20 protein-coding genes are annotated in these 21,504 nt (G+C 51.9%); 8 read left to right on the top strand and 12 right to left on the bottom strand.

Going from position 1 to position 21,504, the window contains the following annotated elements:
* Positions 1-119: 119 nt before the first annotated feature.
* Positions 120-2,381: a glycogen/starch/alpha-glucan phosphorylase gene (locus ACNSPV_RS00370; RefSeq protein ID WP_348584996.1), complete on the bottom strand. Its 2,262-nt coding sequence runs from the start codon at positions 2,379-2,381 to the stop codon at positions 120-122.
* Positions 2,382-2,674: 293 nt separating this feature from the next.
* Here ACNSPV_RS00370 and ACNSPV_RS00365 point away from each other — a divergent pair, with 293 nt between their 5' ends.
* Positions 2,675-3,532: an AraC family transcriptional regulator gene (locus ACNSPV_RS00365; RefSeq protein ID WP_348584997.1), complete on the top strand. Its 858-nt coding sequence runs from the start codon at positions 2,675-2,677 to the stop codon at positions 3,530-3,532.
* A 60-nt stretch (positions 3,533-3,592) separates the two neighbouring features.
* Here the strand turns inward: ACNSPV_RS00365 and ACNSPV_RS00360 are convergent, their stop codons facing one another.
* Positions 3,593-4,618, bottom strand: a complete 1,026-nt coding sequence (locus ACNSPV_RS00360; RefSeq protein WP_348584998.1) for a LacI family DNA-binding transcriptional regulator — start codon at positions 4,616-4,618, stop codon at positions 3,593-3,595.
* Between the two features lie 583 nt (positions 4,619-5,201).
* Between ACNSPV_RS00360 and ACNSPV_RS00355 the strand changes: the two genes are divergently transcribed.
* From ACNSPV_RS00355 to malQ, 3 genes are read left to right on the top strand one after another with little or no spacing between them, the layout of a single operon-like run.
* On the top strand, positions 5,202-6,884 hold the full coding sequence (locus ACNSPV_RS00355) for a PTS transporter subunit IIBC (RefSeq protein ID WP_348584999.1): 1,683 nt from the start codon (positions 5,202-5,204) through the stop codon (positions 6,882-6,884).
* Between the two features lie 6 nt (positions 6,885-6,890).
* Positions 6,891-7,709 carry an endonuclease/exonuclease/phosphatase family protein gene (locus tag ACNSPV_RS00350; RefSeq protein WP_348585000.1) on the top strand — a complete coding sequence of 273 codons (819 nt, stop codon included), beginning with the start codon at positions 6,891-6,893 and terminating at the stop codon, positions 7,707-7,709.
* A 16-nt stretch (positions 7,710-7,725) separates the two neighbouring features.
* Positions 7,726-9,228, top strand: coding sequence for a 4-alpha-glucanotransferase (gene malQ / locus ACNSPV_RS00345; RefSeq protein WP_348585002.1), 1,503 nt, complete (start codon positions 7,726-7,728; stop codon positions 9,226-9,228).
* Positions 9,229-9,936: 708 nt separating this feature from the next.
* Here the strand turns inward: malQ and ACNSPV_RS00340 are convergent.
* Positions 9,937-10,440: a CarD family transcriptional regulator gene (locus ACNSPV_RS00340; protein WP_348585003.1), complete on the bottom strand. Its 504-nt coding sequence runs from the start codon at positions 10,438-10,440 to the stop codon at positions 9,937-9,939.
* Positions 10,441-10,745: 305 nt separating this feature from the next.
* Here ACNSPV_RS00340 and ACNSPV_RS00335 point away from each other — a divergent pair, with 305 nt between their 5' ends.
* Both ACNSPV_RS00335 and ACNSPV_RS00330 read left to right on the top strand, forming a co-directional pair.
* Entirely contained in the window at positions 10,746-12,146 is a 1,401-nt protein-coding gene (locus tag ACNSPV_RS00335) for an MATE family efflux transporter (RefSeq protein WP_348585004.1), read from the top strand.
* Entirely contained in the window at positions 12,146-12,724 is a 579-nt protein-coding gene (locus ACNSPV_RS00330; RefSeq protein WP_348585006.1) for a cytidylate kinase-like family protein, read from the top strand. Before ACNSPV_RS00335 ends, ACNSPV_RS00330 begins: the two co-directional genes overlap by 1 nt.
* Positions 12,725-13,009: 285 nt before the next feature.
* Here the strand turns inward: ACNSPV_RS00330 and ACNSPV_RS00325 are convergent, their stop codons facing one another.
* The 9 genes from ACNSPV_RS00325 to ACNSPV_RS00285 all read right to left on the bottom strand — a co-directional run bounded on the left by ACNSPV_RS00325 (position 13,010) and on the right by ACNSPV_RS00285 (position 18,995).
* Complete coding sequence (locus ACNSPV_RS00325) at positions 13,010-14,701, bottom strand: recombinase family protein (protein WP_348585007.1); 1,692 nt, start codon at positions 14,699-14,701, stop codon at positions 13,010-13,012.
* A 198-nt stretch (positions 14,702-14,899) separates the two neighbouring features.
* On the bottom strand, positions 14,900-15,637 hold the full coding sequence (locus ACNSPV_RS00320; protein WP_223387800.1) for a DUF3658 domain-containing protein: 738 nt from the start codon (positions 15,635-15,637) through the stop codon (positions 14,900-14,902).
* Between the two features lie 12 nt (positions 15,638-15,649).
* Positions 15,650-16,216, bottom strand: a complete 567-nt coding sequence (locus tag ACNSPV_RS00315; protein WP_005934531.1) for a hypothetical protein — start codon at positions 16,214-16,216, stop codon at positions 15,650-15,652.
* Positions 16,217-16,419: 203 nt separating this feature from the next.
* Positions 16,420-16,701 (bottom strand): hypothetical protein, encoded by a 282-nt coding sequence (locus tag ACNSPV_RS00310; protein ID WP_005943373.1) that lies wholly within the window; start codon positions 16,699-16,701, stop codon positions 16,420-16,422.
* A gap of 2 nt (positions 16,702-16,703) precedes the next feature.
* Positions 16,704-17,468, bottom strand: coding sequence for a hypothetical protein (locus ACNSPV_RS00305; RefSeq protein WP_005934532.1), 765 nt, complete (start codon positions 17,466-17,468; stop codon positions 16,704-16,706).
* A 47-nt stretch (positions 17,469-17,515) separates the two neighbouring features.
* Positions 17,516-17,662, bottom strand: a complete 147-nt coding sequence (locus ACNSPV_RS00300) for a cyclic lactone autoinducer peptide (protein WP_081027705.1) — start codon at positions 17,660-17,662, stop codon at positions 17,516-17,518.
* Between the two features lie 13 nt (positions 17,663-17,675).
* A complete protein-coding gene (locus tag ACNSPV_RS00295) occupies positions 17,676-18,206 on the bottom strand; it encodes a DUF5626 family protein (RefSeq protein ID WP_005934533.1) in 531 nt (176 codons plus the stop codon).
* An 18-nt stretch (positions 18,207-18,224) separates the two neighbouring features.
* Positions 18,225-18,395: a hypothetical protein gene (locus tag ACNSPV_RS00290; RefSeq protein WP_005924488.1), complete on the bottom strand. Its 171-nt coding sequence runs from the start codon at positions 18,393-18,395 to the stop codon at positions 18,225-18,227.
* A gap of 12 nt (positions 18,396-18,407) precedes the next feature.
* Positions 18,408-18,995, bottom strand: coding sequence for an accessory gene regulator B family protein (locus ACNSPV_RS00285; RefSeq protein WP_005924490.1), 588 nt, complete (start codon positions 18,993-18,995; stop codon positions 18,408-18,410).
* Positions 18,996-19,174: 179 nt separating this feature from the next.
* Between ACNSPV_RS00285 and ACNSPV_RS00280 the strand changes: the two genes are divergently transcribed.
* Both ACNSPV_RS00280 and ACNSPV_RS00275 read left to right on the top strand, forming a co-directional pair.
* Positions 19,175-19,873 (top strand): LytTR family DNA-binding domain-containing protein, encoded by a 699-nt coding sequence (locus tag ACNSPV_RS00280; protein WP_348585008.1) that lies wholly within the window; start codon positions 19,175-19,177, stop codon positions 19,871-19,873.
* Positions 19,870-21,138, top strand: coding sequence for a GHKL domain-containing protein (locus ACNSPV_RS00275; RefSeq protein ID WP_348585009.1), 1,269 nt, complete (start codon positions 19,870-19,872; stop codon positions 21,136-21,138). Before ACNSPV_RS00280 ends, ACNSPV_RS00275 begins: the two co-directional genes overlap by 4 nt.
* The last annotated feature ends 366 nt before the right edge of the window (positions 21,139-21,504 follow it).

The raw sequence follows: 21,504 nt of genomic DNA, 5'->3' as shown, positions 1-21,504 counted from the left end.
CAGGCTCTCCCTGCTTGACAAACAGAGAGGGCCTTTTCGTTATACAAAAAGGCTGCTGCACGCTTTTTGCCGTGCAGCAGCCTTTGAGAAAATGATGGCGAAACGCAGTTCAGGAAAAATTATTTGCCCAGATGCCAGATGTCCCGGTCGTACTCGGCAATGGTGCGGTCGGAGGAGAACATGCCGGCTTTGGCAATGTTCACCAGACACTTGCGCCGCCAGCCCTTCGGGTCGCAGGCGTAATCACTGAGGGCCTGCCCCTTGCGCACCACGTAGGCGTTGAAGTCCGGCAGGGTCTGGAACCAGTCTTTATGGATCAGCTCGTTGTGCAGGCGGGTCAGGTTTTCGGCATGACCGGCGGCCAGCATCTCCGGGCCGGTGAGGAAGTTGATGGCGCGGCGGATGTTGGCATCCCCCTCCACCCACTGGGCGGGGTCGTAGTCGCCCACGGCGTAGCGGTGGATGACCTGATCGGAGGTCTGGCCGAAGATATAGATGTTCTCCTCGCCCACCTGCTGGCTGATCTCCACATTGGCACCGTCCATGGTGCCCAGCGTCAGCGCGCCGTTCAGCATGAACTTCATGTTGCCGGTGCCGGAAGCTTCCTTGGAGGCAAGGCTGATCTGCTCGGACAGGTCACAGGCCGGGATCAGCTTTTCGGCGGCGGTGACGTTGTAGTTCTCCACAAAGACCACCTGCAGCCACTTGGACACCTCCGGGTCTGCGGCGATGACCTTGGACAGGGTCAGCAGCGCATGGATGATGTCCTTTGCAATGGTGTAGGCAGGTGCGGCCTTGGCGCCGAAGATGCTCACCAGAGGAGCAGCGGGCAGGTGCCCGGCCTTGATCTCGTAGTACTGATGGATGAGATACAGCAGGTTCAGCTGCTGGCGCTTGTACTCGTGCAGGCGCTTGGACTGGATATCGAACACGGCATCGGTGTTCACGCTCACCTTCTGGGTGCGCAGCAGCCAGTCTGCCAGAGCTTCCTTGTTGGCCTTCTTCACGGCGGTCAGCTGGTCCAGCACAGCTTCGTCATCGGCAAAAGCCAGCAGCTTTTCCAGCTCGGCAGCGTCCTTGCGGAAGCCGGAGCCGATGTGCTGTTCCAGTGCGGCGGTCAGGCGGGGGTCGCATTCCAGCAGCCAGCGGCGGAAGGTGATGCCGTTGGTCTTGTTGTTGAACTTTTCCGGGTACAGCTCGTAGAAGCCGTGCAGCTCGGAATTTTTCAAAATTTCGGTGTGCAGCGCTGCCACGCCGTTGGTGGAGTGGGTGAAGTGGATGTCCATGTGGGCCATGTGCACCCGGTCGTCCTTGTCGATGATGGCAAGGCTCTCGTCCTTGGTGCGGGTGCGGGCCAGCGCATCCAGCTTTTCGATAATGGGCATCAGCTGGGGCACAACGGCATCCAGATAGGCGCGGGGCCACTTTTCCAGTGCTTCGGCCAGAATGGTGTGGTTGGTGTAGGCGCAGGTCTTTGTGACGATCTTTACGGCTTCCTCAAATTCGATGCCCTTTTCGCCCAGCAGCCGGATCAGCTCCGGGATGACCATGCTGGGGTGGGTGTCGTTGATCTGGATAGCGGCGTAGTCGGCCAGATCATGGTAATCGCAGCCCCGGGCGGCACACTCGGCCAGAATGAGCTGGGCACCGGCAGAGACCATCAGGTACTGCTGGTACACCCGCAGGCGGCGGCCCGCCTCATCGGAATCGTCCGGGTAGAGGAAGAGGGTCAGGTTCTTGTCGATGGCGGTCTTGTCGAAGGCAATGCCGTCATGGACGATGCTCTCGTCAATGGTGTCAAGGTCAAACAGGTTCAGGGTATTGGTGCGGCCCTCGTAGCCGGTGACCGCCAGCTTGTACAGCCGGGCGGTGTATTCCTTGCCTGCCAGCTCCACCGGGTAGGTGATGTCGGTCTTTTCGGCCCAGCTGTGGGCGGTGAGCCACGGGTCGGGTTTTTCGTTCTGCACGCCGTCCTCAAAGGACTGATGGAACAGGCCGAAGTGATACCGCAGGCCCACGCCGTCGCCGGGCAGGTTCAGCGTTGCCAGAGAGTCGAGGAAGCAGGCAGCCAGACGGCCCAGACCGCCGTTGCCCAGAGAGGGTTCCGGCTCCACCTCTTCGATATCGGAAAGGCTCTTGCCGGCGGCAGCCAGTGCATCGCGGGCTTCATCGTACAGTCCCAGATTGATAAGGTTGTTGGACAGCAGCTTGCCGATGAGAAATTCGGCGCTGATATAGTACAGCTTGCGGCCGGTGACCGGCTGCACACGGTCGGCGCTCTTCTGCCGGACGAGTTCCAGCAGTGCGAGATACAGCTCCTGATTCGTGCAGTCCGCCAGCGGCTTGCCCGTGAGACCCTGTAACGTTTCGGTAAAGCTCATAAATGCATCCTCCTTTGTTAGAGTGTATCTGAAAAGTCGAAAATTTAGTCTGTTTCTACAAGCACAGCCGGATCTTGCGTGAAACAGCCTTGAGATCCACAAAGGATTCCTGCGGCTCTTTGCCTTAGAGCCCGCTGGTGCTTGTGGAATATTCGTCAGTTTCTTTGTTTTCAAATACACCTTGCGGAAAACAGGTTTGACATCTGTACTTCCAGATATACCACATAAAACAATCAAAATCTTGCCTAAAAAGCGCAGACTGTGGTACAATCCTATCATCGGGAGGTGAAACGATGCAAAATCAGGCATCTTTGCAGGAGACCAAGCAGCACGGTGCCGTGCGGTTTCCCTTCAATCTGTATCCCTGCACCATTCCGGGGGACTTTCCGCAGGTGGCGCTCCACTGGCAGGAGAGCATGGAGCTGGTCTTTGTCAAGCGGGGCACAGGGCTGGTGCAGGTGGGCGCTGAAAGCTGCCCGGCCCGCATGGGGGACATCTTTATTTTTACGCCCGGCACCCTTCATGCCCTGCGGCAGGCCGAGGGGCAGTGCATGGAATACGAAAATATCATTTTTGAGCTGGAGCTCCTGGGCGGCGCAGAGGACCTTTGTGCCGAGAAATATCTGCTTCCGCTGCAAAGCGGGCGACTGTCGCTGCCTGCGCGGCTGACCCCGAACGATTTGTGCTATCTGCAGGCTGCCGCCTGCCTGCGGGAGGTGGAGGATGCCAACCGTGCCAAGCTCCCCGGCTATGAACTGCAGGTCAAGGGGGCGCTGCTGCGGTTTCTTGCCCTGCTCCTTGCACAGGGCCGGCAGCGGCTTGCCGCCGAGACAGCCGACACCCAGCGGCTGAAAACGCTTCTGCAATGGCTCTCGGCCCATTATGCCGAGGCGCTCCGGGTCGCGGATGCCGCCGGGGTCTGCTCCTTCAGCGCCAGCCATTTTATGCGGTGGTTCCGGCAGATGACCGGACAGAGCTTTGTGACCTTTTTGAACGAGTACCGGCTCAACGCCGCCGCCGAAGCGCTGCAGGCCACGGATGAGACGGTTCTGACCATCGCTTCCCGGTGCGGGTTTGAGAACCTCTCCTATTTTAACCGGGCGTTCAAGGCACACTTCGGCATGACGCCCCGGGAGTACCGGAAAAAATAAGCAAAACGAGGCCGTTCTGCCTCTCTGGAAAAGAGAGGGAACGGCCTCGTTTTTTGCACATCAGACCTCCGGCGGCGGGCAGCAGCTCTCCCGTGGGATGAGCCGGTGCGGCACGATGATCTTGGTTGCCAGAAGATTCGGGTTCTCGATGTGGTTGATGGTCTGGCTGGCTGCTTCCATGCCCAACTGGTAGGGGTTCACGTCCACGGTGGTCAGCTGCGGGCTGGTGATGCGGGAGAACAGCGAGTTATTGAAGGACACGATGGAAAGGTCTTTCGGGACGTGCAGCCCCAGTTTGCCGCAGAACTGCTCCAGCACCACAGCAAGAATATCATCGCTGACCAGCATGGCGGTGGGGCGGTCCGGCGCGGTGAGCAGGGCCTTCAGCGTTTCTTCGTACGCATCGTTCAGGGTGTCGATCTCCATGCAGTCCTCCTCGCGGGGGGTGATGCCATGCTTGAGCAGGGACATCTGGTAACCGCGCTTACGCTCTGCCGAAAACAGCATGGCATTGCTGACACCAAAATAGGCAATGCGGCGGTGGCCCATCTCATAGAGGTAGTCGGCGGCTTCCTCTCCGGCAAGGGCGTTGTCGTTGTCGATGTAGATGGTCTGGTTGGCGGACTGTGCCGCTTTGCCCACAATGACGTGGAGCAGTCCTTCGCTACGCAGATAGGCTGCCACAGGACAGTCCTTTTTGGAATAGAGCAGGATGAAACCGTCTGCCTGCGCGTTGGCCACCATGCTCTGGATGGCGTCCAGAACCTCTGCATCATCCTGCCCAGTGATGACCGTGTTCACATACCGCCGCTGGTTGCAGAACTGCCCGATGCCGCGGATGATCTCCAGATGGAATGCATTTTCGTAGACGTCCCGCTGGGAGGAGGGCAGAATGATGCCGATGGTCTTGGAAAAAGCTTCCACTGGCTCGGCTTCAAAGTTCGGCTCATAGCCCAGCTGTGCCATGATGCGGCGCACCCGCTCCTTGGTGTCCCGGCTGATGGAAGGGCTGTCCTTGCAGGTGCGGGAAACCGTGGAGGGGGAGACCCCCGCTGCTGCGGCGACATCCTTGATGGTAACTGCCATGATCTGTTCCTCCTCGACATACAAGGAAATCAATTTTCCTCTAAAGGCTTCCCCCGGAAGGGACAGATTCTCCCCGCGACGGGGAGAAATGTCACCGTAGGTGACAAAGAGGGGAGCAGCTGTCACCGCAGGTGACTGATGAGGGCGCAGATAAGCAGCAGCTTACGGGGAATTACCCCTCATCCGGCGCTGCGCGCCACCTACTCCCCCTTTTGTCGCTATGCGACATTTTCCCCCGGTGCGGGGGAAATCTGTCCCCAAGGGGTGAAGGCTTTTGCTCTGGGTCAAGCATCAAAAGTTGATTTCCGTGTCTGGTATAGTAGTTCTATTGTAAAGCCATTTGCACGCAATGTCAATGTTTGCACAAAGAGTTGCGCAAATCGTGCAATGCGTCACTCTGCGTACCTTCGACAACTTTCACAAAGAATCCTTTGCTGCGTTGTGGAAAACGTAGAAAGTTTATTTTCGTCATAGAAAACTCTTGTAAAAATTGCGGAGTTGGATTATTCTTGTTGCGTAAAGCTACGCAAACGTGGCGCAACACTTGCGTAAAACGATGCAAAAGGAAACAAGGAGGAACATCATGGCAACAACAAAAGCGGCTCCGGGCAAAAAGGGGCTCATCAACTTCGACTTTTTACAAAAGCTGGGCAAGGTGCTGATGACGGTCATCGCCGTCATGCCCGCTGCCGGTCTGATGATCAGTCTGGGCAAGCTGGTGCAGATGGGCGGCGGCGACATCGCAGCAATCATGACCATCGGCACCACCATGGAGAACATCGGCTGGGCAGTCATCAACAACCTGCACATCCTGTTCGCTGTGGCCATCGGCGGCAGCTGGGCAAAGGAGCGCGCCGGCGGTGCCTTCGCGGCAGTGCTGGCATTTGCCCTCATCAATGTGATCACCGGCAACATCTTCGGCGTTACCAGCGCCATGCTGGCAGACCCCAATGCCGTGACCCACACCCTGTTCGGGCAGGAGATCGCCGTCAACGGCTACTTTACCTCCGTGCTGGGTGCTCCGGCCCTGAACATGGGCGTGTTCGTGGGCATCATCGCCGGTTTTGTGGGCGGTGTGGCTTACAATAAATACTACAACTTCCGCAAGCTGCCGGATGCACTGGCTTTCTTCAACGGCAAGCGCTTCGTGCCCATGGTGGTCATTGGCTACTCGGTGGTCATTTCCATCCTGCTGTCGCTGTTCTGGCCTGTGGTGCAGACCGGCATCAATAACTTCGGCATCTGGATCGCCAACTCTTCCGAGACTTCTCCCATTCTGGCTCCGTTCATCTATGGTACGCTGGAGCGTCTGCTGCTGCCCTTTGGTCTGCACCACATGCTGACCATCCCCATGAACTACACCTCCTTCGGCGGCACCTACACCATCGCCACCGGCGTCAATGCAGGCAGTCAGGTATTTGGTCAGGACCCGCTGTGGCTGGCATGGGCCAACGACCTCATCAACTTCAAGAAGGCCGGTGACATGGCTGCTTATAACAACCTGCTGGCTACCGTTACCCCCGCCCGCTTCAAGGTAGGCCAGATGATCGGCGCTACCGGTCTGCTGCTGGGCATCGCACTGGCCATGTACCGCCGTGTGGACGCCGACAAGCGCGCAAACTATAAGTCCATGTTCATCTCCACCGCACTGGCCGTGTTCCTGACCGGCGTCACCGAGCCGCTGGAATTCATGTTCATGTTCTGCGCCATGCCGCTGTACATCGTGTACGCACTGCTGCAGGGCTGTGCTTTCGCCATGGCAGGCATCATCCATCTGCGCCTGCACTCCTTCGGCAATCTGGAATTCATCACCCGTATCCCTATGTCCTTGCAGGCCGGTCTGGGCGGCGATATCATCAACTTTGTGATCTGCGTGATCGCATTCTTTGCCATCGGCTACGTTGTGGCTTACTTCATGATCGGCAAGCTCAAGCTGGCTACGCCGGGCCGTCTGGGCAACTACACCGATGACAACGCGGACGATTCTGCCGCCGCCGCAAAGACCGAGAAGAAGGCCGACAAAAAGGCTGACAACGGTCAGGCCGAGCGCATCATCGCCCTGCTGGGCGGCCGGGAGAACATCGTGCTGGTGGATGCCTGCATGACCCGTCTGCGCGTTACCGTGAAGGACCCCGCCAAGGTGGCCGACCTTGCCGCATGGAAGGCTGAGGGTGCCCTGAGCCTGCTGGTGAAGGGCGACGGCATTCAGGCTGTGTACGGCCCCAAGGCAGACGTTCTGAAATCTGATATCAACGATATTCTGTAAAAAACTATGAAACTGCTGACTTTGAATACCCACAGCCTCATCGAGCCGGACTATGAGGCCAAGCGGGAGATTTTTGTAAACTTCATCGCAGCGGAGCAGCCGGAGGTGTTCGCCCTGCAGGAGGTGAACCAGACCGCCGCCGCTCCGCTGCTGGGGGACGCTCCGACGGGGTACTATCCCTGCCCTGGCAATAGGGTGCCGCTGAAAGCGGACAACCACGCCGCAGCGGTGGCCCGGATGCTGGAACAGCGGGGCGTGCACTACTACTGGAGCTGGCTCCCGGCAAAGGTCGGCTACGATATTTACGATGAGGGCGAGGCGGTGTTCAGCCGTGCACCCATCACCGCCGCCGAAAACCTGCTGCTGAGCAAAACAAACGATTACAGCAACTGGAAGACCCGCCGCACACTGGGCGTCTGTGCAGGAGACGTCTGGTATTATACGGTGCACATGGGCTGGTGGAAGGACGAAGAGGAGCCGTTTGCTGCCCAGTGGGAAACGCTGTCGCAGGCGGCAGGCGCAAAGCAGACCGCCTTTCTGCTGGGGGACTTCAACAGTGAAGCCGACGTGCGGGGGGAAGGCTATGACCTCATCCTCCGCAGCGGCTGGCAGGACACCTATCGTCTGGCGCAGCAGCGGGATGATGGCTACACCGTTGTGCAGGCCATCGATGGCTGGCGGGACGCTCCGGATGCGGCGGCAAAAAAGCGCATCGACCAGATCTGGTGCTCCCGAGCGGCAGCCATAAAAAGCAGCCGGGTGGTGTTCAACGGCTTGCAGGAGCCGCAGGTATCCGACCATGCAGGTATTTTGATCGAATTATAAAGGAAGGGAATCGAAGATGCAGAGAAGTGCAGGCATTTTGCTGCCCATCAGCAGTCTGCCGTCCCCTTACGGCATCGGCTGCTTTTCGCAGGAGGCATACGACTTTGTGGACTGGCTCAAGGAAGCCGGGCAGACCTACTGGCAGATCCTGCCGCTGGGTGTTACCAGCTACGGCGACAGCCCGTATCAGAGCTTTTCCGCCTTTGCGGGCAATCCGTATTTCATCAGTCTGGATGCACTGGTGGAGGAAGGGGCGCTGACTGCTGACGAGTGCAAAAAGGCAAACTTCGGCCGCAAGGCAGACGACATCAACTACAGCCGCCTGTATACCGAGCGCGGCCGTCTGCTGCGGCTGGCGTACTCCCGCAGCGACATCGGGCACAACGAAGCGTTTACGGCATTCTGTGAGAAAAACAAGTGGTGGCTGGATGATTTTGCCCTGTTCATGGCAGTGAAGGACCGCTTTGAGGGCAAGCCGTGGATCGAGTGGGCCGAGGATATCCGTCTGCGCTGGCAGCCTGCCATGGACTACTACCGCCGGGAGCTGTATTTTGAGGTGGAGTACCACAAGTATCTCCAGTTCAAGTTCGACGAGCAGTGGCGCAGGCTGAAAACCTACGCCAACAGCAAAGGCATCCGGATCATCGGCGATATCCCCATCTATGTGGCGCTGGACTCGGCAGATGCATGGGCAAACCCGGGGCTGTTCCAGCTGGATCAGGAAAATCTGCCCACGGCGGTGGCGGGTGTTCCCCCGGATGGATTTTCGCCCACCGGTCAGCTCTGGGGCAATCCGCTCTACCGCTGGGAAGCTCACCGCGAAACCGGCTATCAGTGGTGGATCACCCGCCTGTGGTACTGCTTCGAGCTGTACGATGTGGTGCGCATCGACCACTTCCGCGGCTTCGATGAGTATTTTTCCATCCCCTACGGCAGCGAGACTGCGGCGGAGGGCCACTGGGAGAAAGGCCCCGGCATCGAGCTGTTCCGCGCCGTGGAGCAGGCATTGGGCAAGCGGGAAATCATTGCAGAGGACCTTGGCTATATGAGCGAGACGGTCCGTCAGCTGGTGCGGGACAGCGGCTTCCCCGGCATGAAGGTGCTGGAATTTGCCTTTGACTCCCGGGACACCGGCAGCGCCAGCGACTACCTGCCCCACAACTACACTGTAAACAGCGTGGCCTATACCGGCACCCACGACAACGAGACGCTGGTGTCGTGGTACCAGACCATCACCGATGCCGAGCGTGCCATGGTGCGGGACTACCTGTACGACTACGCCACCCCGGAAGAGCAGCTCTATAAAAGCATGATCGCACTGATCCTGCGCAGCGCAGCGGCGACCTGCATCGTTCCCATGCAGGACTGGCTGGGGCTGGACAATTCTGCCCGCATCAATCAGCCCTCCACCGTGGGCCAGAACTGGCGCTGGCGGCTGAAAAAGACCCAGCTGACAAAGAAGCTTCAAAAGGAGATCTGCCTGCTGACCACCCGCTACGGGCGGAAAAACTGGGCGTGACCGCACACGGCATAGAGCTGCTTTGGAAAATCGCGGTCATAAAATCAAAGGGGCTGCTGCAAAATACAGCACTCTTTGGTTTGACGATATTACGCGATAATTCAAACCGAGATCTCACATAAAGAAAAGCAAGTGCAACACTTTTTCTCGAAAACCAAAATTTTTGATGGAGAGGGGATGCACTTGCTTTTTATATTTTCCGCAGATTTTCAAATGGGCTCTATTCCCTGAGCGAAGCCATGCAGACCATGGATTAAAATATTTTCGCTTATTGGCAGAGTCGGCTGTTGATGTATGCCGCCCGTTCCTGTATACTGTTCTTGTTGTATCTGTTTTTTCACAACCTCAGCTTACAACAAAAAAAGAGATAGGCAACCCCTTCGGGAAAGTCTATCTTTTTTTCGTTGGGGCTATTTTGCAACAGCCCCCTGCTTTTGCTGATACTGCGCGATTTTTATAAGCCATCCTCCGGCAGCAGAAAATCGATTTTCATACTCCTGTTACAATCGAGTTCTTTTATAAATATTGGATCAGCAGCGTCATTTTTGTGGTTTCCTGCCCCGCATTGACATAGCGGTGCGGAACCGATGCATCGAAATATGCTTCTGGTCCACCTTGTTTAACGATCTCACATAAAAAAGGAGAATGCAAAGGCGATTCTACACAAAAAGAGCCTTTGCATTTGTTGGTAAAAATCACCATGCGGCTTTAGCGCAAAACCTCCAGAAGCCGTCTGCCTGCCTCCTGCTGCGATTCCCCGAAGGTCACCGCCAGCTCCTCCCGCAGGACACGCTCTACCATCTGGTAAAAGTACGCATCCATGGCGTTGATCTTTCGGCCGCGGCTTTGCTGCTGGGTCTGCTTTTGCCCCAGTTCCTTGAACAGGGTCAGGTACTGGTAAAAATCATTGGTGTGCAGCAGCGCCTGATAGTGTTCTGCCAGCGCTGTCTGTACCCCCGCCGGGATGGGCAGCTTCTCCGCTTTGATGCGTGCAAGGTCGGCTGCTGCCTGCTGTGCCGGGGTCACCGGGCGCAACGCCGCTTCCTTTTCCGTGGGGATATAGCTGCGGTCGTGAGAATCCGAAAAATAAGGCCGGAGGGTGTAATACTCTCTGGCGGGCTCATCGCAAAAGCGCCGCAGCCCGACAGCTTCCACCTCATGCACTCCCAGATTCCCGTAGACCACCAGCGCTCCCGCCTGAAACCGTGACATGGTATTTTCCTCGTTTCCTTGTATGGAAGGAGTACAAAAACAGACCTTCCAGCGTACTTTTGCTCTCTGTTATATTGTACCACGACTGGGCGGCTGGCTTCAAAGGGCATCTTCCACAAAGTTTGCCTCGTGCAATCTGCGCAGAATGCCCAGTACAAATCTTGTGCAAAACTGCCTTTGCAAATCCCCCGCGGGCAGGCTATAATAATTTCGTACAACGAGTAGCACTCATGCGTAAAACCGGTTGCATGAGGGCTGCCCGTTGTTTTTGTTTGCCCCAAAATGGAAAGGTAAAGGTGAATCCCATGGAAAGTTCCAATCAATTTCTCGGCACGGAGCGCATCGGCAAGCTGATGCAGAAATACGCAATCCCGTGCATTATTTCGCTTCTGGTGGGCGCGCTGTATAATATCGTGGACCAGATCTTTATTGCAAACGCCAGCTATCTGGGCTCCTACGGCAACGCCGCCAACACGGTCGTATTTCCGCTGACGGTGGTAGCGCTGGCCATTGCCGTGATGATCGGTGACGGCTGCTGCGCCTTCGTCAGCATCAGCCTTGGACAGAACGAGGTCCCCAAGGCAAAGCGGAGCGTCGGCAACGCAGTGGTGATGTGTCTGGTCAGCAGCATTGTGCTGGCCGCGCTCTATCTGATTTTTGCAGACAACATTCTCGCCATGTTCGGCGGAACGGTGAACGCCGAGACCTATCACCACTCCCAGGAATATTTCTTCTATATCACGCTGGGCGTCCCCTTTTATATGTTCGGGCAGGCCATGAACCCCATCATCCGCGCGGATGGCAACCCCCGTTTTGCCATGATCTCCACCCTTGCGGGTGCGGTGCTGAACATCATACTGGACCCCATCTTCATTTTCGGCTTCCGCTGGGGCATGATGGGCGCGGCAGTGGCTACCGTGATCGGTCAGCTGGTCACCGCAGCGCTGGCAGTGTGGTATCTGCTGCACATGAAGATCATCCGTCCTGAAAAGGGTGACTACCGCTTGAAAGGCTCTATCTGCGGCCGTACCCTGACCCTTGGCATGACCAGCTTTCTGTCCCAGATCAGCCTTGTGGCGGCAATGGCAGCCATCAACAACATGATCCGCAAATACGGCGCACTGGACGCCGTGTTCGGGCAGGAGCAGTACGCCCAGATCCCCATGGCGGTGGTGGGCATCGTGATGAAGTTCTTCCAGATCGTCATCTCCATTGTGGTGGGCATGGCGGCTGGCTGCATCCCCGTGGTGGGATTCAACATGGGTGCTAAAAAGCCCGCCCGTGTGAAGGAACTGTTCACCAAGCTGCTGCTGGCAGAAGCGGCCGTGGGCGTTGTTGCGCTGGTGCTGGTGGAGGGCTTCCCGCGTCAGCTGATCGCCCTGTTCGGTGCTGCCAACGAGAGCGTCTACTACACAGACTTTGCCGTGAAGTCCTTCCGCATCTACCTGTGCATGATCGTTCTGGCCTGTGTCAACAAGGCCTGCTTCATCTTTTTGCAGGCCATGGGCAAGGCGGCAGAATCCACCGCCCTGTCCATGGTGCGTGAGGTGGTGTTCGGCGTGGGCTTTGCCCTGCTGCTGCCCCGGTTCTTCGGGCTGGACGGCGTGCTGTACTCCATGCCCATGTCGGATATCCTCACCTTCCTGATCGCAGGCTATCTGATCTGCAAGACCTACCGTGAACTGAACGGGAAAGGAGAACTCTAATGGAAAAACGCATCATCACCATCAGCCGCGAGTTTGGCAGCGGCGGCAGGACCATCGGAAAGCTGGTGGCAGAGCATCTGGGCATCCAGTGCTACGACGCCGAACTGATCCAGAAACTGGCTACTGAAAGCGGCTTTGACGAGAGCTACATCAAGGAGGCCGGAGAGTACACCCCCGGCGGCTTCCTTACCTCTGCCTTTACCGACCGCAGCTTCGGCCTCACCAACGAGGACCTGCTTTGGAAGCTGCAATACCGGATCATCCGGGAGCTGGCAGAAAAAGAGCCCTGCGTCATCGTAGGACGCTGCGCCGATTTTATCCTGCAGGACCGCACCGACTGCCTGAAGGTCTTTGTCCACGCGGACATGAAGTTCCGGGCTGACCGCATCGTGCGGGTCTACGGGGAGCGGGAGAAATCTCCCGAGGCCCGTCTGAAGGAGAAGGATAAGCGCCGCGCTGCCTACTACCGCTTCTACACCGATATGAAATGGGGCGATGCCGCCAACTATCATATTGCGCTGGATAGCGGGGTCATCGGCATTGAAAAGTGTGCGGAGATCATTGAAAGCCTTGCATGAGCTGTATCCGATGCAAGTCCTACGCCAGTAGAGCAAAACACCGCCCACCTGCGTTTCATTACGCAGATAGGCGGTGTTTTTTCAATTTTAGCGGCAGGCCTCCCGGTAGACATTCCTACAGGTTGGGAACCGCAGCGGAATCTGGTGGTCAGAGCCTTACGGGTTGCGTTTACTGATTTTTCTTCAGCCCCTTGGCAGGGCTTTGAAAAATCAGAACGCGGCCCCAACAACTCCTCCCTGCTTCAGCCGCTGGCTGCGGTCGTCGTCGTTGCTGTTCAAGTCCTCTTATCCGCAGTTACTGCTAAAGGGAAACTGCCGTGTAAAACAAAAAAGACAGTGGACAGTCTGCCTCCCGGTAGACATTCCTACAGGTTGGGAACCGCGCACTAACAAAAGCCCCACTGGGGCTTTTGTTGCCCCGCCTGCGGTGGGGCCGTGCTGTTCAAGTCCTCTTCCGCACCGAAAAAGAAAAACCAGTACACATTGTGTACTGGTTTTTCTTGGTGCAGGAATGCAATCCAAATCCGAACCATTTCCCTCGGATGCAACTTCCGTCGCTTCTCCAAAAGTCACGGTCTGTGTTCCTTCTTTATAGTTGAAGGTTATCAAAACCTTATCATCGTACAGGTAAATCGAATTGATGAACGTGTCCACCAGTGCCTGCCGCTGGTCTTTCTGATTCATGTTGAGTTTACGGAACCGCAGCAGCCAAAAGCGAATGAACTCCTCCGTGACCTTGGGCTTTGCCAGCTTTTCTTCTGCAATGCGGGCTTCAAGCTCACGCTTGGTTTCTTCCAGTTGCTCCAACCGCTCCTTGGTGGAACTGGTCAGGATTCCAGCCTGAATCGCATTCAGCATATTCTGGATACCCGATTCCGCATCCCGGAGCTGCTTTTCATAAAGGGGAATGTTGGTATTCTCCTTGTTTTGCAGTTCCATCACCTTGGCGATGATAGATTCCATGGCGGCATCGTCCCGGACAAGCTGCATGGTCTGGTTCACCACCAGATCTTCCAGCCACTGTTTGCGGACAGTTTTCTTCTTGCAGCCCTTCTTCTTTTTGGCCGTGGCACATTTATAGTAGCGGTGGACTTCTCCCGTCCGGCTTGTGCCGCTTTCGCCAAACATCAGCGCACCGCAGCAACCACAGTGCAGCTTGGTTGTCAGCAGGTAATCGTCCTCTGCCTTTCTTCGGGCAGGGGCTTTCTTGTTTTTGGCAATCTTTTCCTGCACATCATCGAACAGTTCCAGCGGCACGATGGGCGGAATCGCATCCGGCACGACCACATCCCGGAATTTCAGTTCTCCGATATAACGCCGGTTTTTGAGCATGTGCTCCACGCTGTTGTAAGTAAATTCGCCTCCGACCGGGTTCTTGATGCCGTTTTCATTCAGCCAGTCCCGAATCTCTTTCATCGTGAGGCCATCCCGATACTTCGTGAACGATTCCAGCACGAAAGGGGAGGCAAGCGGGTCGATGTGAAATTTCCGCTCGGAATCCAGCGTATATCCAAACGTTCCACGACCACCGTTGCAGCGGCCTTTCAGGATGTTCTCTGTCTGTCCACGGACAACCTTTTCGGCAAGGTCGGCAGAGTAGTATTCTGCATAGCCCTCCAGAACCGATTCCAGAATAATACCCTCTGGCCCCTCGGAGATGATCTCCGTAGCCGACATGAGCTTGACACCGTTCTTCTTCAGCTGGGTCTTATACCGGGCACTGTCGTAGCGATTCCGGGCAAAGCGGTCAAGTTTCCAGACCAGAACAATATCAAACAGCTTCTTGTCGCTGTCCTTTATCATCTGTTGGAATTGAGGGCGATTATCCGTCTTGGCAGAGATGGCGCGGTCAATGTAGTGCTTGACGATAGTGATGTCATTCTTTTCGGCATAGGCCGTGCATTCACGAATCTGGCCTTCGATGGATTCTTCGCGCTGGTTATCACTGGAATAGCGGGCGTAGATCACAGCGGTCATGGCAAGCACCTCTCTTTACACGTCATTGAACGGTGGAGCGTTCTTTCAAAGCACTGTTTCGTATAATGTATATACCATGTTTTGATGGAGAAATCAAGACTTTTTATTATCTTCAGTTTTTCTTTTTGAACAATTGACCCAACAGCCACCCCTCTCGTTGAAATGAGGTGACTGTTGGGCCGACTTGCTCGGATTCCTTTATTCTTCGTTTAGCTGGACGATGGTATTATAAAAGATTTTGTTTGGAATAACGACTTGAAGAACACCCTTTTTCAAAAGTGCTTCTATGCGTTTCATGACATACCAGTCACTTACCGGAGCAGAAATCGCTTTTAATACGTCTGCGGTAAGTTCACCAACCGAAATAGGAATTCTCGATACTAAACTAATAATTCTCTGGTCGAAATAATCTATGTTAACGCTTTTAACATCGTTCGCATGCCAAATACGCATGGAGGTGTTTTCGTTTAATAGCTTTCCCCATCTTTTGGCATACTCAGTAATAGTTTCTTCCGTCAAATACTTTTGTGAGATCTTATCGGTTTTCCCTTCCATAAATTCTTTCAGACCTTCTCTGGATGCAAGCAAAATTCTATTTGTACCATACTTTGCTGCATAGTAACAAATATAATAAATGCCGCACCAACAATCGGCAGAACTCCTGACCCAAACACGCAGTGGCTTATGATTTATCATATCACATTGAACCGCATTCGCTGTACCATGATATTTCGACCACAGTTGTCTAGCTTCAATTTGGCTATCAGGATAATATTCTGAAAGGCAATTCACGAATTGTTTGCAACGATATTCTGAATCGCAAGCATATTGAAGTTCTCCCATTGATAACATAAACGGAAACAACTTTACACTTTCGACGATGCCTAAAGCTGCTAACATATTGACATCACTGGGTTCAAAAACAATTTCATCCATAGCTGGTCAAAATCATAATTTCGGGATGGTAACTTGTGTAGTTGCACTCCAATAGATTGGTTTGCTTGAGCCAACCACTCCAAAATAACACCCAACGCTGCAATCAAGATAAGTTCCAACATCATAGAAGTCATATGTATAGGTTGTATTATATATACTTTGTTCTGGAACTAGTGCTGTCGTTGAAAATGGGCAGCTTCGTTCGATGTTATCGGAATAGCTCGTGTAGTAATCCGTTCCTGAAACATTTTTTATTAAATCCGGGCCAATACCGACGGTAGTTCCACTCATATAAAAGCCCAATCCATTGGCCTTTGTATAAAGAACTCTCCATGTTCCATCAATATACGATACAACTCTTGAGCCGTCTGTATTAGAAACAGGAATGCGCATTGGAACCTCGGCCAAAACATAAAATCCGAGATTCTCTTGTTCTTGCACAGAAAGATTGAGAAGTTCTTCTATCGAATAATCATCGATCTTTCTCTTATTTCCAGTTGCAAATGCTGGCTGAATGGTCAGGAGAAATAAAACCGTGACCAATAGAATGGAAATCAGCCGTTTGATTTTGTTAGTCATAGTATACTGCCTCCTAATTTATTTTTTTTCTTCACTCAATACACTAAAGCTCCATTGGAATCACCTTCATTAAATTTTCCCCTTCAGGTGTATACTCCTCGGCAAATAAATGTGAACCATACAAATGCTGAAACTACTAGAATACTGCTGGAATAGAAAATATTGTGACCTTACACTGCTTTGGGTGATTACTTTGCTTTCCTTCATTGAATAGCTAGAACAACAGCTACTATCAAGAACAAAGTTGAAAGCCCAAGCTGAACCCATGCAATTTTTTCGTTTTCGGCATTGTTACAGCCTTTGGAGGATACTGCCACTTGGATATAATGCACTGCTACGATTCCATATGAGAAAAACAAAGAAGCCCAAGCATAAGGTACTGCGCTTTTATCTGTCAATCGGACAAGATTACTAGTCCATACTGAAATGCAGCCCCAAAGGGCAAAAGGAGCAATAAGAAAAAAGTTGCTTTTGCCTTTTTTCATTCTTAGCCTCCCACAGCTTGATGGTACGATTTTGTAGTATCCATAAGGTGTCCACCGGAATCATACGAATACAAAATATCATGATAGCAATGGGTATAGTAGCTATTATCATATGCGAAATGGACTTCATACAGCGATTGATTTATAACAACTTTCGATGGAGAAGTAGCTAGAACCACACTAACCAAAAAGGATCCAACCGTAACAGCAGTGCTTCCCGGCAAGTGCAACCCAGTAATTAAAAGGCTTGCTGCAGTTTCAACTCCACCAATCTCAATTTGCGCAATCGCCGTATTGTCAATTGTATAGCTGAGATTTGATACAAATATATGCTTATACTGTGATCCTGTAACATCACTTCCAACAGTGGCTCCCCTTGTTTGAGGCATAGATTTTGAAGTTGCTAATTTCAAAAAGACATCATAGCTTTGATTGGTCAATTTGCTTTTTTTCGTTTTTTGGGCTTTCGTATAGACAAGTTCACCTGTACCATCTTCTTTAACGCTCCGGTTCAAGGTAACATTTTGTCCATCAATATCAGTAAAGCGAGTTACTTCAATGATCGTATTTTTATCTATTTTGTAGGACACTTGCACAGTTCTTGCAACAGTAGCCACCAAATTTTCACGGTCGCTTTTAGAAATAATTTTTGTTTTACTGATTGCACTGTCTGCAAAAGCCGTTGTCATTGGCAAATTTTGTAAAGCGGCTACTGTTATGCCTAAACATAAAGTTTTCAAGAATTCTCTTCGAGATACATCTTTCATATTCTATCACCTCACATCGTTTTTGATATAATGTCTATCATATGAGTTTAGTTGCGATCAAGCGATTCAGGGACATCCGGCTGATACGCTGTAAAGCAGCAGGTGCTATTCACACTTAAGACTGCAATCGCCATTGCAAAAGCACATGTAATTTTACTCAGGAAAAAAATCAGTTTTTGTGAATTCTGTTTCATATTGTCCTCCACATTACATAGAATACGTTACATCGACTTCATTGTTTGTTCCGCGAGGAGTTCCCTTCAGCCAGCAAGTATGAGAAGCAATACCATTATAAGCGTTACTGGTAAAGGTGAGTTTTGCCGAACTGGAGTTATACGTCAAACTTGCATCACTATATGTGGAACCCAAAGTTGTAATCGAATAGTCCCATGCATTTGTGACTTTGTTATTCGTCACTGTCATATAAAAATATGCATGAATCACCACTCCCTTATACGAAACCTTCCAAGAATTCGACGATTTCGCTACACGAGAAATTGAATTGTCCACTGACTCGATAGTAATAGTTGCTGGATCACCATTACTGTCAACTACCGCAATTGCGAGCTTCTCGTTTGCCTTCAGTTGATCGAGATTGCTAAAAGTAACAACATTGTTCTTAACGGTAGCTTTCGGTGAATTCGATTCAGCGAAGGCAGACTGAACGCCAAACGACATTACAACCGCAATAAAAAGCAGACTCGCCGTAAGTTTTTTGATGAATTTTCTTGTACTCATGATCACATTTTCCTTTCCTTATTTTGATTTGATTGCTTTTACGACTAAATAAATGACCAGTATGCCGATGCAGAGCGAAATAATTGTCAATGCCTCTGCCGTTGCATTAAGGCAAGCACCAATAAAATAAACCAATACCAAAAATGCAACAAAAGCGATAAGAAGCAGCACCCATTTGTTTTTTTTCATGTTATCACCTCCCTATCTACAAAAGTTGGCATTAAATTTTTGTTGAACCAAAGGAATTGTTGAGAATACAATCAATACCCATTTGGAGAGATAGTAGCAAACTACATGACGTGTATACGGAAGCACATTAAAAATGGCAAGCAGGAAATCTATTGACGAAAGAACAGATGCGACCATCTTGTAACTTGACCGCTTCTTTTCACTTAAAGGCTTATTCTTTGCTTCGATAGGTGAGAGAAAGATAGAGATGCCCAAAAGAGCTACTGTTGTCAGGATACGGAAAAGGTGATTTGCTGCGATTGCCTTACTTAGCAAAATGCAGATAAGTGCCAGTCCGGAGAATGCCAAATAGCATCTGGTGTGCGATGTTGCATGGTATCCGCCAATGTAGATTCGCTGTGGGATAAACCCAATCAAAAATGAAAGTGCGTACCGCACATCACCACACACAACAGCGATTAAAACAACAAGCAGAACGCTCACAACAGATGATATGAGCAACTCGTACCCATAGACATACGCATCCGCCTTTGCTTCATCTATCACTTTTTGCTCGCAGAAAAGACGGACTGATTTTTGAGACAGCGTGCGTTCCCACATTGCAGTTGCGCCACCTTATCTTCTGATTTTTGCTTCACTGTATCATAAATTTCAGCAAAATCAAGAGGTTTGGCAAAACTGGTCGTTCTGGTGACAAAAGTGGTAGGTCAGGCTACTTGTAAGGAGCCTTTGCACAGTCTATAATAGTAGCAGGACATTATTTTGTGGAGGTTGTCGAAATGCTGAAGTACCACGTTGCAGTCTGCGATGATGAGAAATCAGACCTTGATGGCATTGTTCAAAGCGTCCAGCAGTACGATGTGCAAGGCTGCTTTGACATTGAAACTTACATGGATGGAAACGAACTTCTGAGCGAATTGCAAATGCAGAAGAAATCCTTTGATCTGCTTCTTCTCGATATCGAGATGCCATCCAACGGTTTTCAGCTGGCGCAGTCTTTGATTCAGATGGAGAAGCATCCTTTGGTGGTATTTGTCACGAAGCGGCATGAGTACGCTGTGCAGGGATATGGCATTGCATTCCGCTACCTTGTCAAACCTTTGGATCAGACGCTGTTCGCTGCGGCAATGGATGCCGTCCTTCAGGAACTGAACTCCAAACATTTCACGATCGAATACGATGGTGTTACCATGTCCTTGGAAACATCGGACATTTACTTTCTGGAAAGCCACGAACATAAAGTTCTGATTCACTGCAAGGAGCAAGACCTTACATTGCGAATGAGCATTCCTGAAGCCTTGGAGCAGCTTCCCAAACGGTGCTTTGTGTCACCACACAAAAGTTATCTCGTCAACATGGAACACATTGTTTACGCTACGGGAACCGCTGTTTTTCTTTCCAGCGGACATCAGCTGCCGATCAGCAGGAGGAAGCGTCAGGAGTTCAATCAGATCTTCAACGCTTATTTGGGAAGATGATGCTTTATTATTTCGTTGAGTTTGCAGGGAGCTTTGCCAACATTGCCCTGTTGCTGCTTTTTATCGGTCGGCTGTTTCCCAAAAAGGAGCCCGTCTCAAGGTGGTTCTATGCCTATGTTGCACTCTTGATTGCTGGGCAGTGTGCTTTGAGTTTATTCCCGGATTGGGTGACGCAGCGCACGATCTATCTTTTAGTTGGCGGATTTTTCCTTGCATTGCTGTTCTATGAGGTTCGACCGTGGCAGGCGGTTTTTGCAAGCGGAGCTTTCTTCACACTGATTGCTTTGGTGGAAGTGCTTGCAATGCTTCTGATTGGGCTGCGTATCCCGGATACCGACATTCTAATGCAGGCTGGGGCAGCACGGTTGGTCTATGTTGTTTTTTCAAACCTGATTCAAATTCCACTCGTAGTCCTGATCTCACATTTTTTCAGCCGAAAAGGAAATGCTCTGCGTATCCTATGGCTGCTGCCGATCATTGCGATTCAAATCGCAAGTATTGCTGTCTGTTATGTGGCACAGTATCATACTGCGGATGAGTATTTCCCGGATTATATGGTCGGTCTTATGGCGGTGCTTCTCCTTATAAACATCCTGATCGTGTTCTATGTGGAAGCTCTCCGGGAAAATGAACTGGAAAAATTCAAAGTTAAGTTCAACGAACAGCAGTACAATCTTCAAATGGAATACTACCAGCAGCTCAAAGAACGCCAGGAAGAAGTCCGTTCTCTGCGGCATGATGTGAAGAAATACATCCTGGCGATGCAGGCAGTTGCAGAACACGGTGATACCGAAGAACTTCACAAGATTGCGCAGGCTGCCACGGATGTTTTCGAGCGTTCCACAAATATTTCTGCGGTCGGAAATCCTGTTGTTGATGCTCTTTTGAATTATTACTTACGAATTGCGGAAAGGAATAACATCAACGTCAAACTGGATGTGACGATTCCTGAAGTCCTGACGATCTCATCGTTGTCTTTGAGCATCATTATCGGAAACACATTTGACAATGCCATCGAAGCCTGTTGCGACCTGCCAGCGGAACAGAGAATCATTCATCTACAGCTGCGCAAGCAGTATCGAAGCCTCTTCTATCGGCTGGAAAACCCATACAGTGATACTTCTCGCGGAATCCGCATCGGAGAGTATCACGGTTACGGACTAAAAAATATAAATCGTATCGTTCAGGAGAACCATGGTGACTTCTATACGAAAAAGAAAGACGGTGTGTTTACCGTCCAAGTCCGCCTGAACTGCGAAAATTAAAACATTCTCCTAAAACATTGCTTTGCTTTTGCTTGTACTTTGTGTGTTTCATTCATCTGATGTATTCATTATCCTGAAGTGTTGACACACATCAATACTTATGTTATCATTCCCAACAAATCCACAGCGATTTCTGTAAAGAAACGATTCTGTGCGGTTTTATTTCCTGCGAAGATTTACCGCCCCGCAACACACCCGATCATTTTGCCGTCTGTTTCACCCGACAAAATCCTTCGCCTGTACTGCGTGGGCGGTATTTTCTTTTTGGGGAAGCCGTACCTTGAGAATTTCATGAGCCGTCCGAGCGTGATACCGGCTTTTCGGCCAACGCCGCTGCAAAACAGGGGCAGGAACTTCGTTCGGAGC

Source organism: Faecalibacterium sp. 3 (assembly GCF_048323735.1).
Taxonomy (GTDB): domain Bacteria; phylum Bacillota; class Clostridia; order Oscillospirales; family Ruminococcaceae; genus Faecalibacterium; species Faecalibacterium wellingii.
The sequence above is the reverse complement of the archived record's forward strand: the minus strand, read 5'-3'. Positions and strand labels throughout refer to the sequence as shown.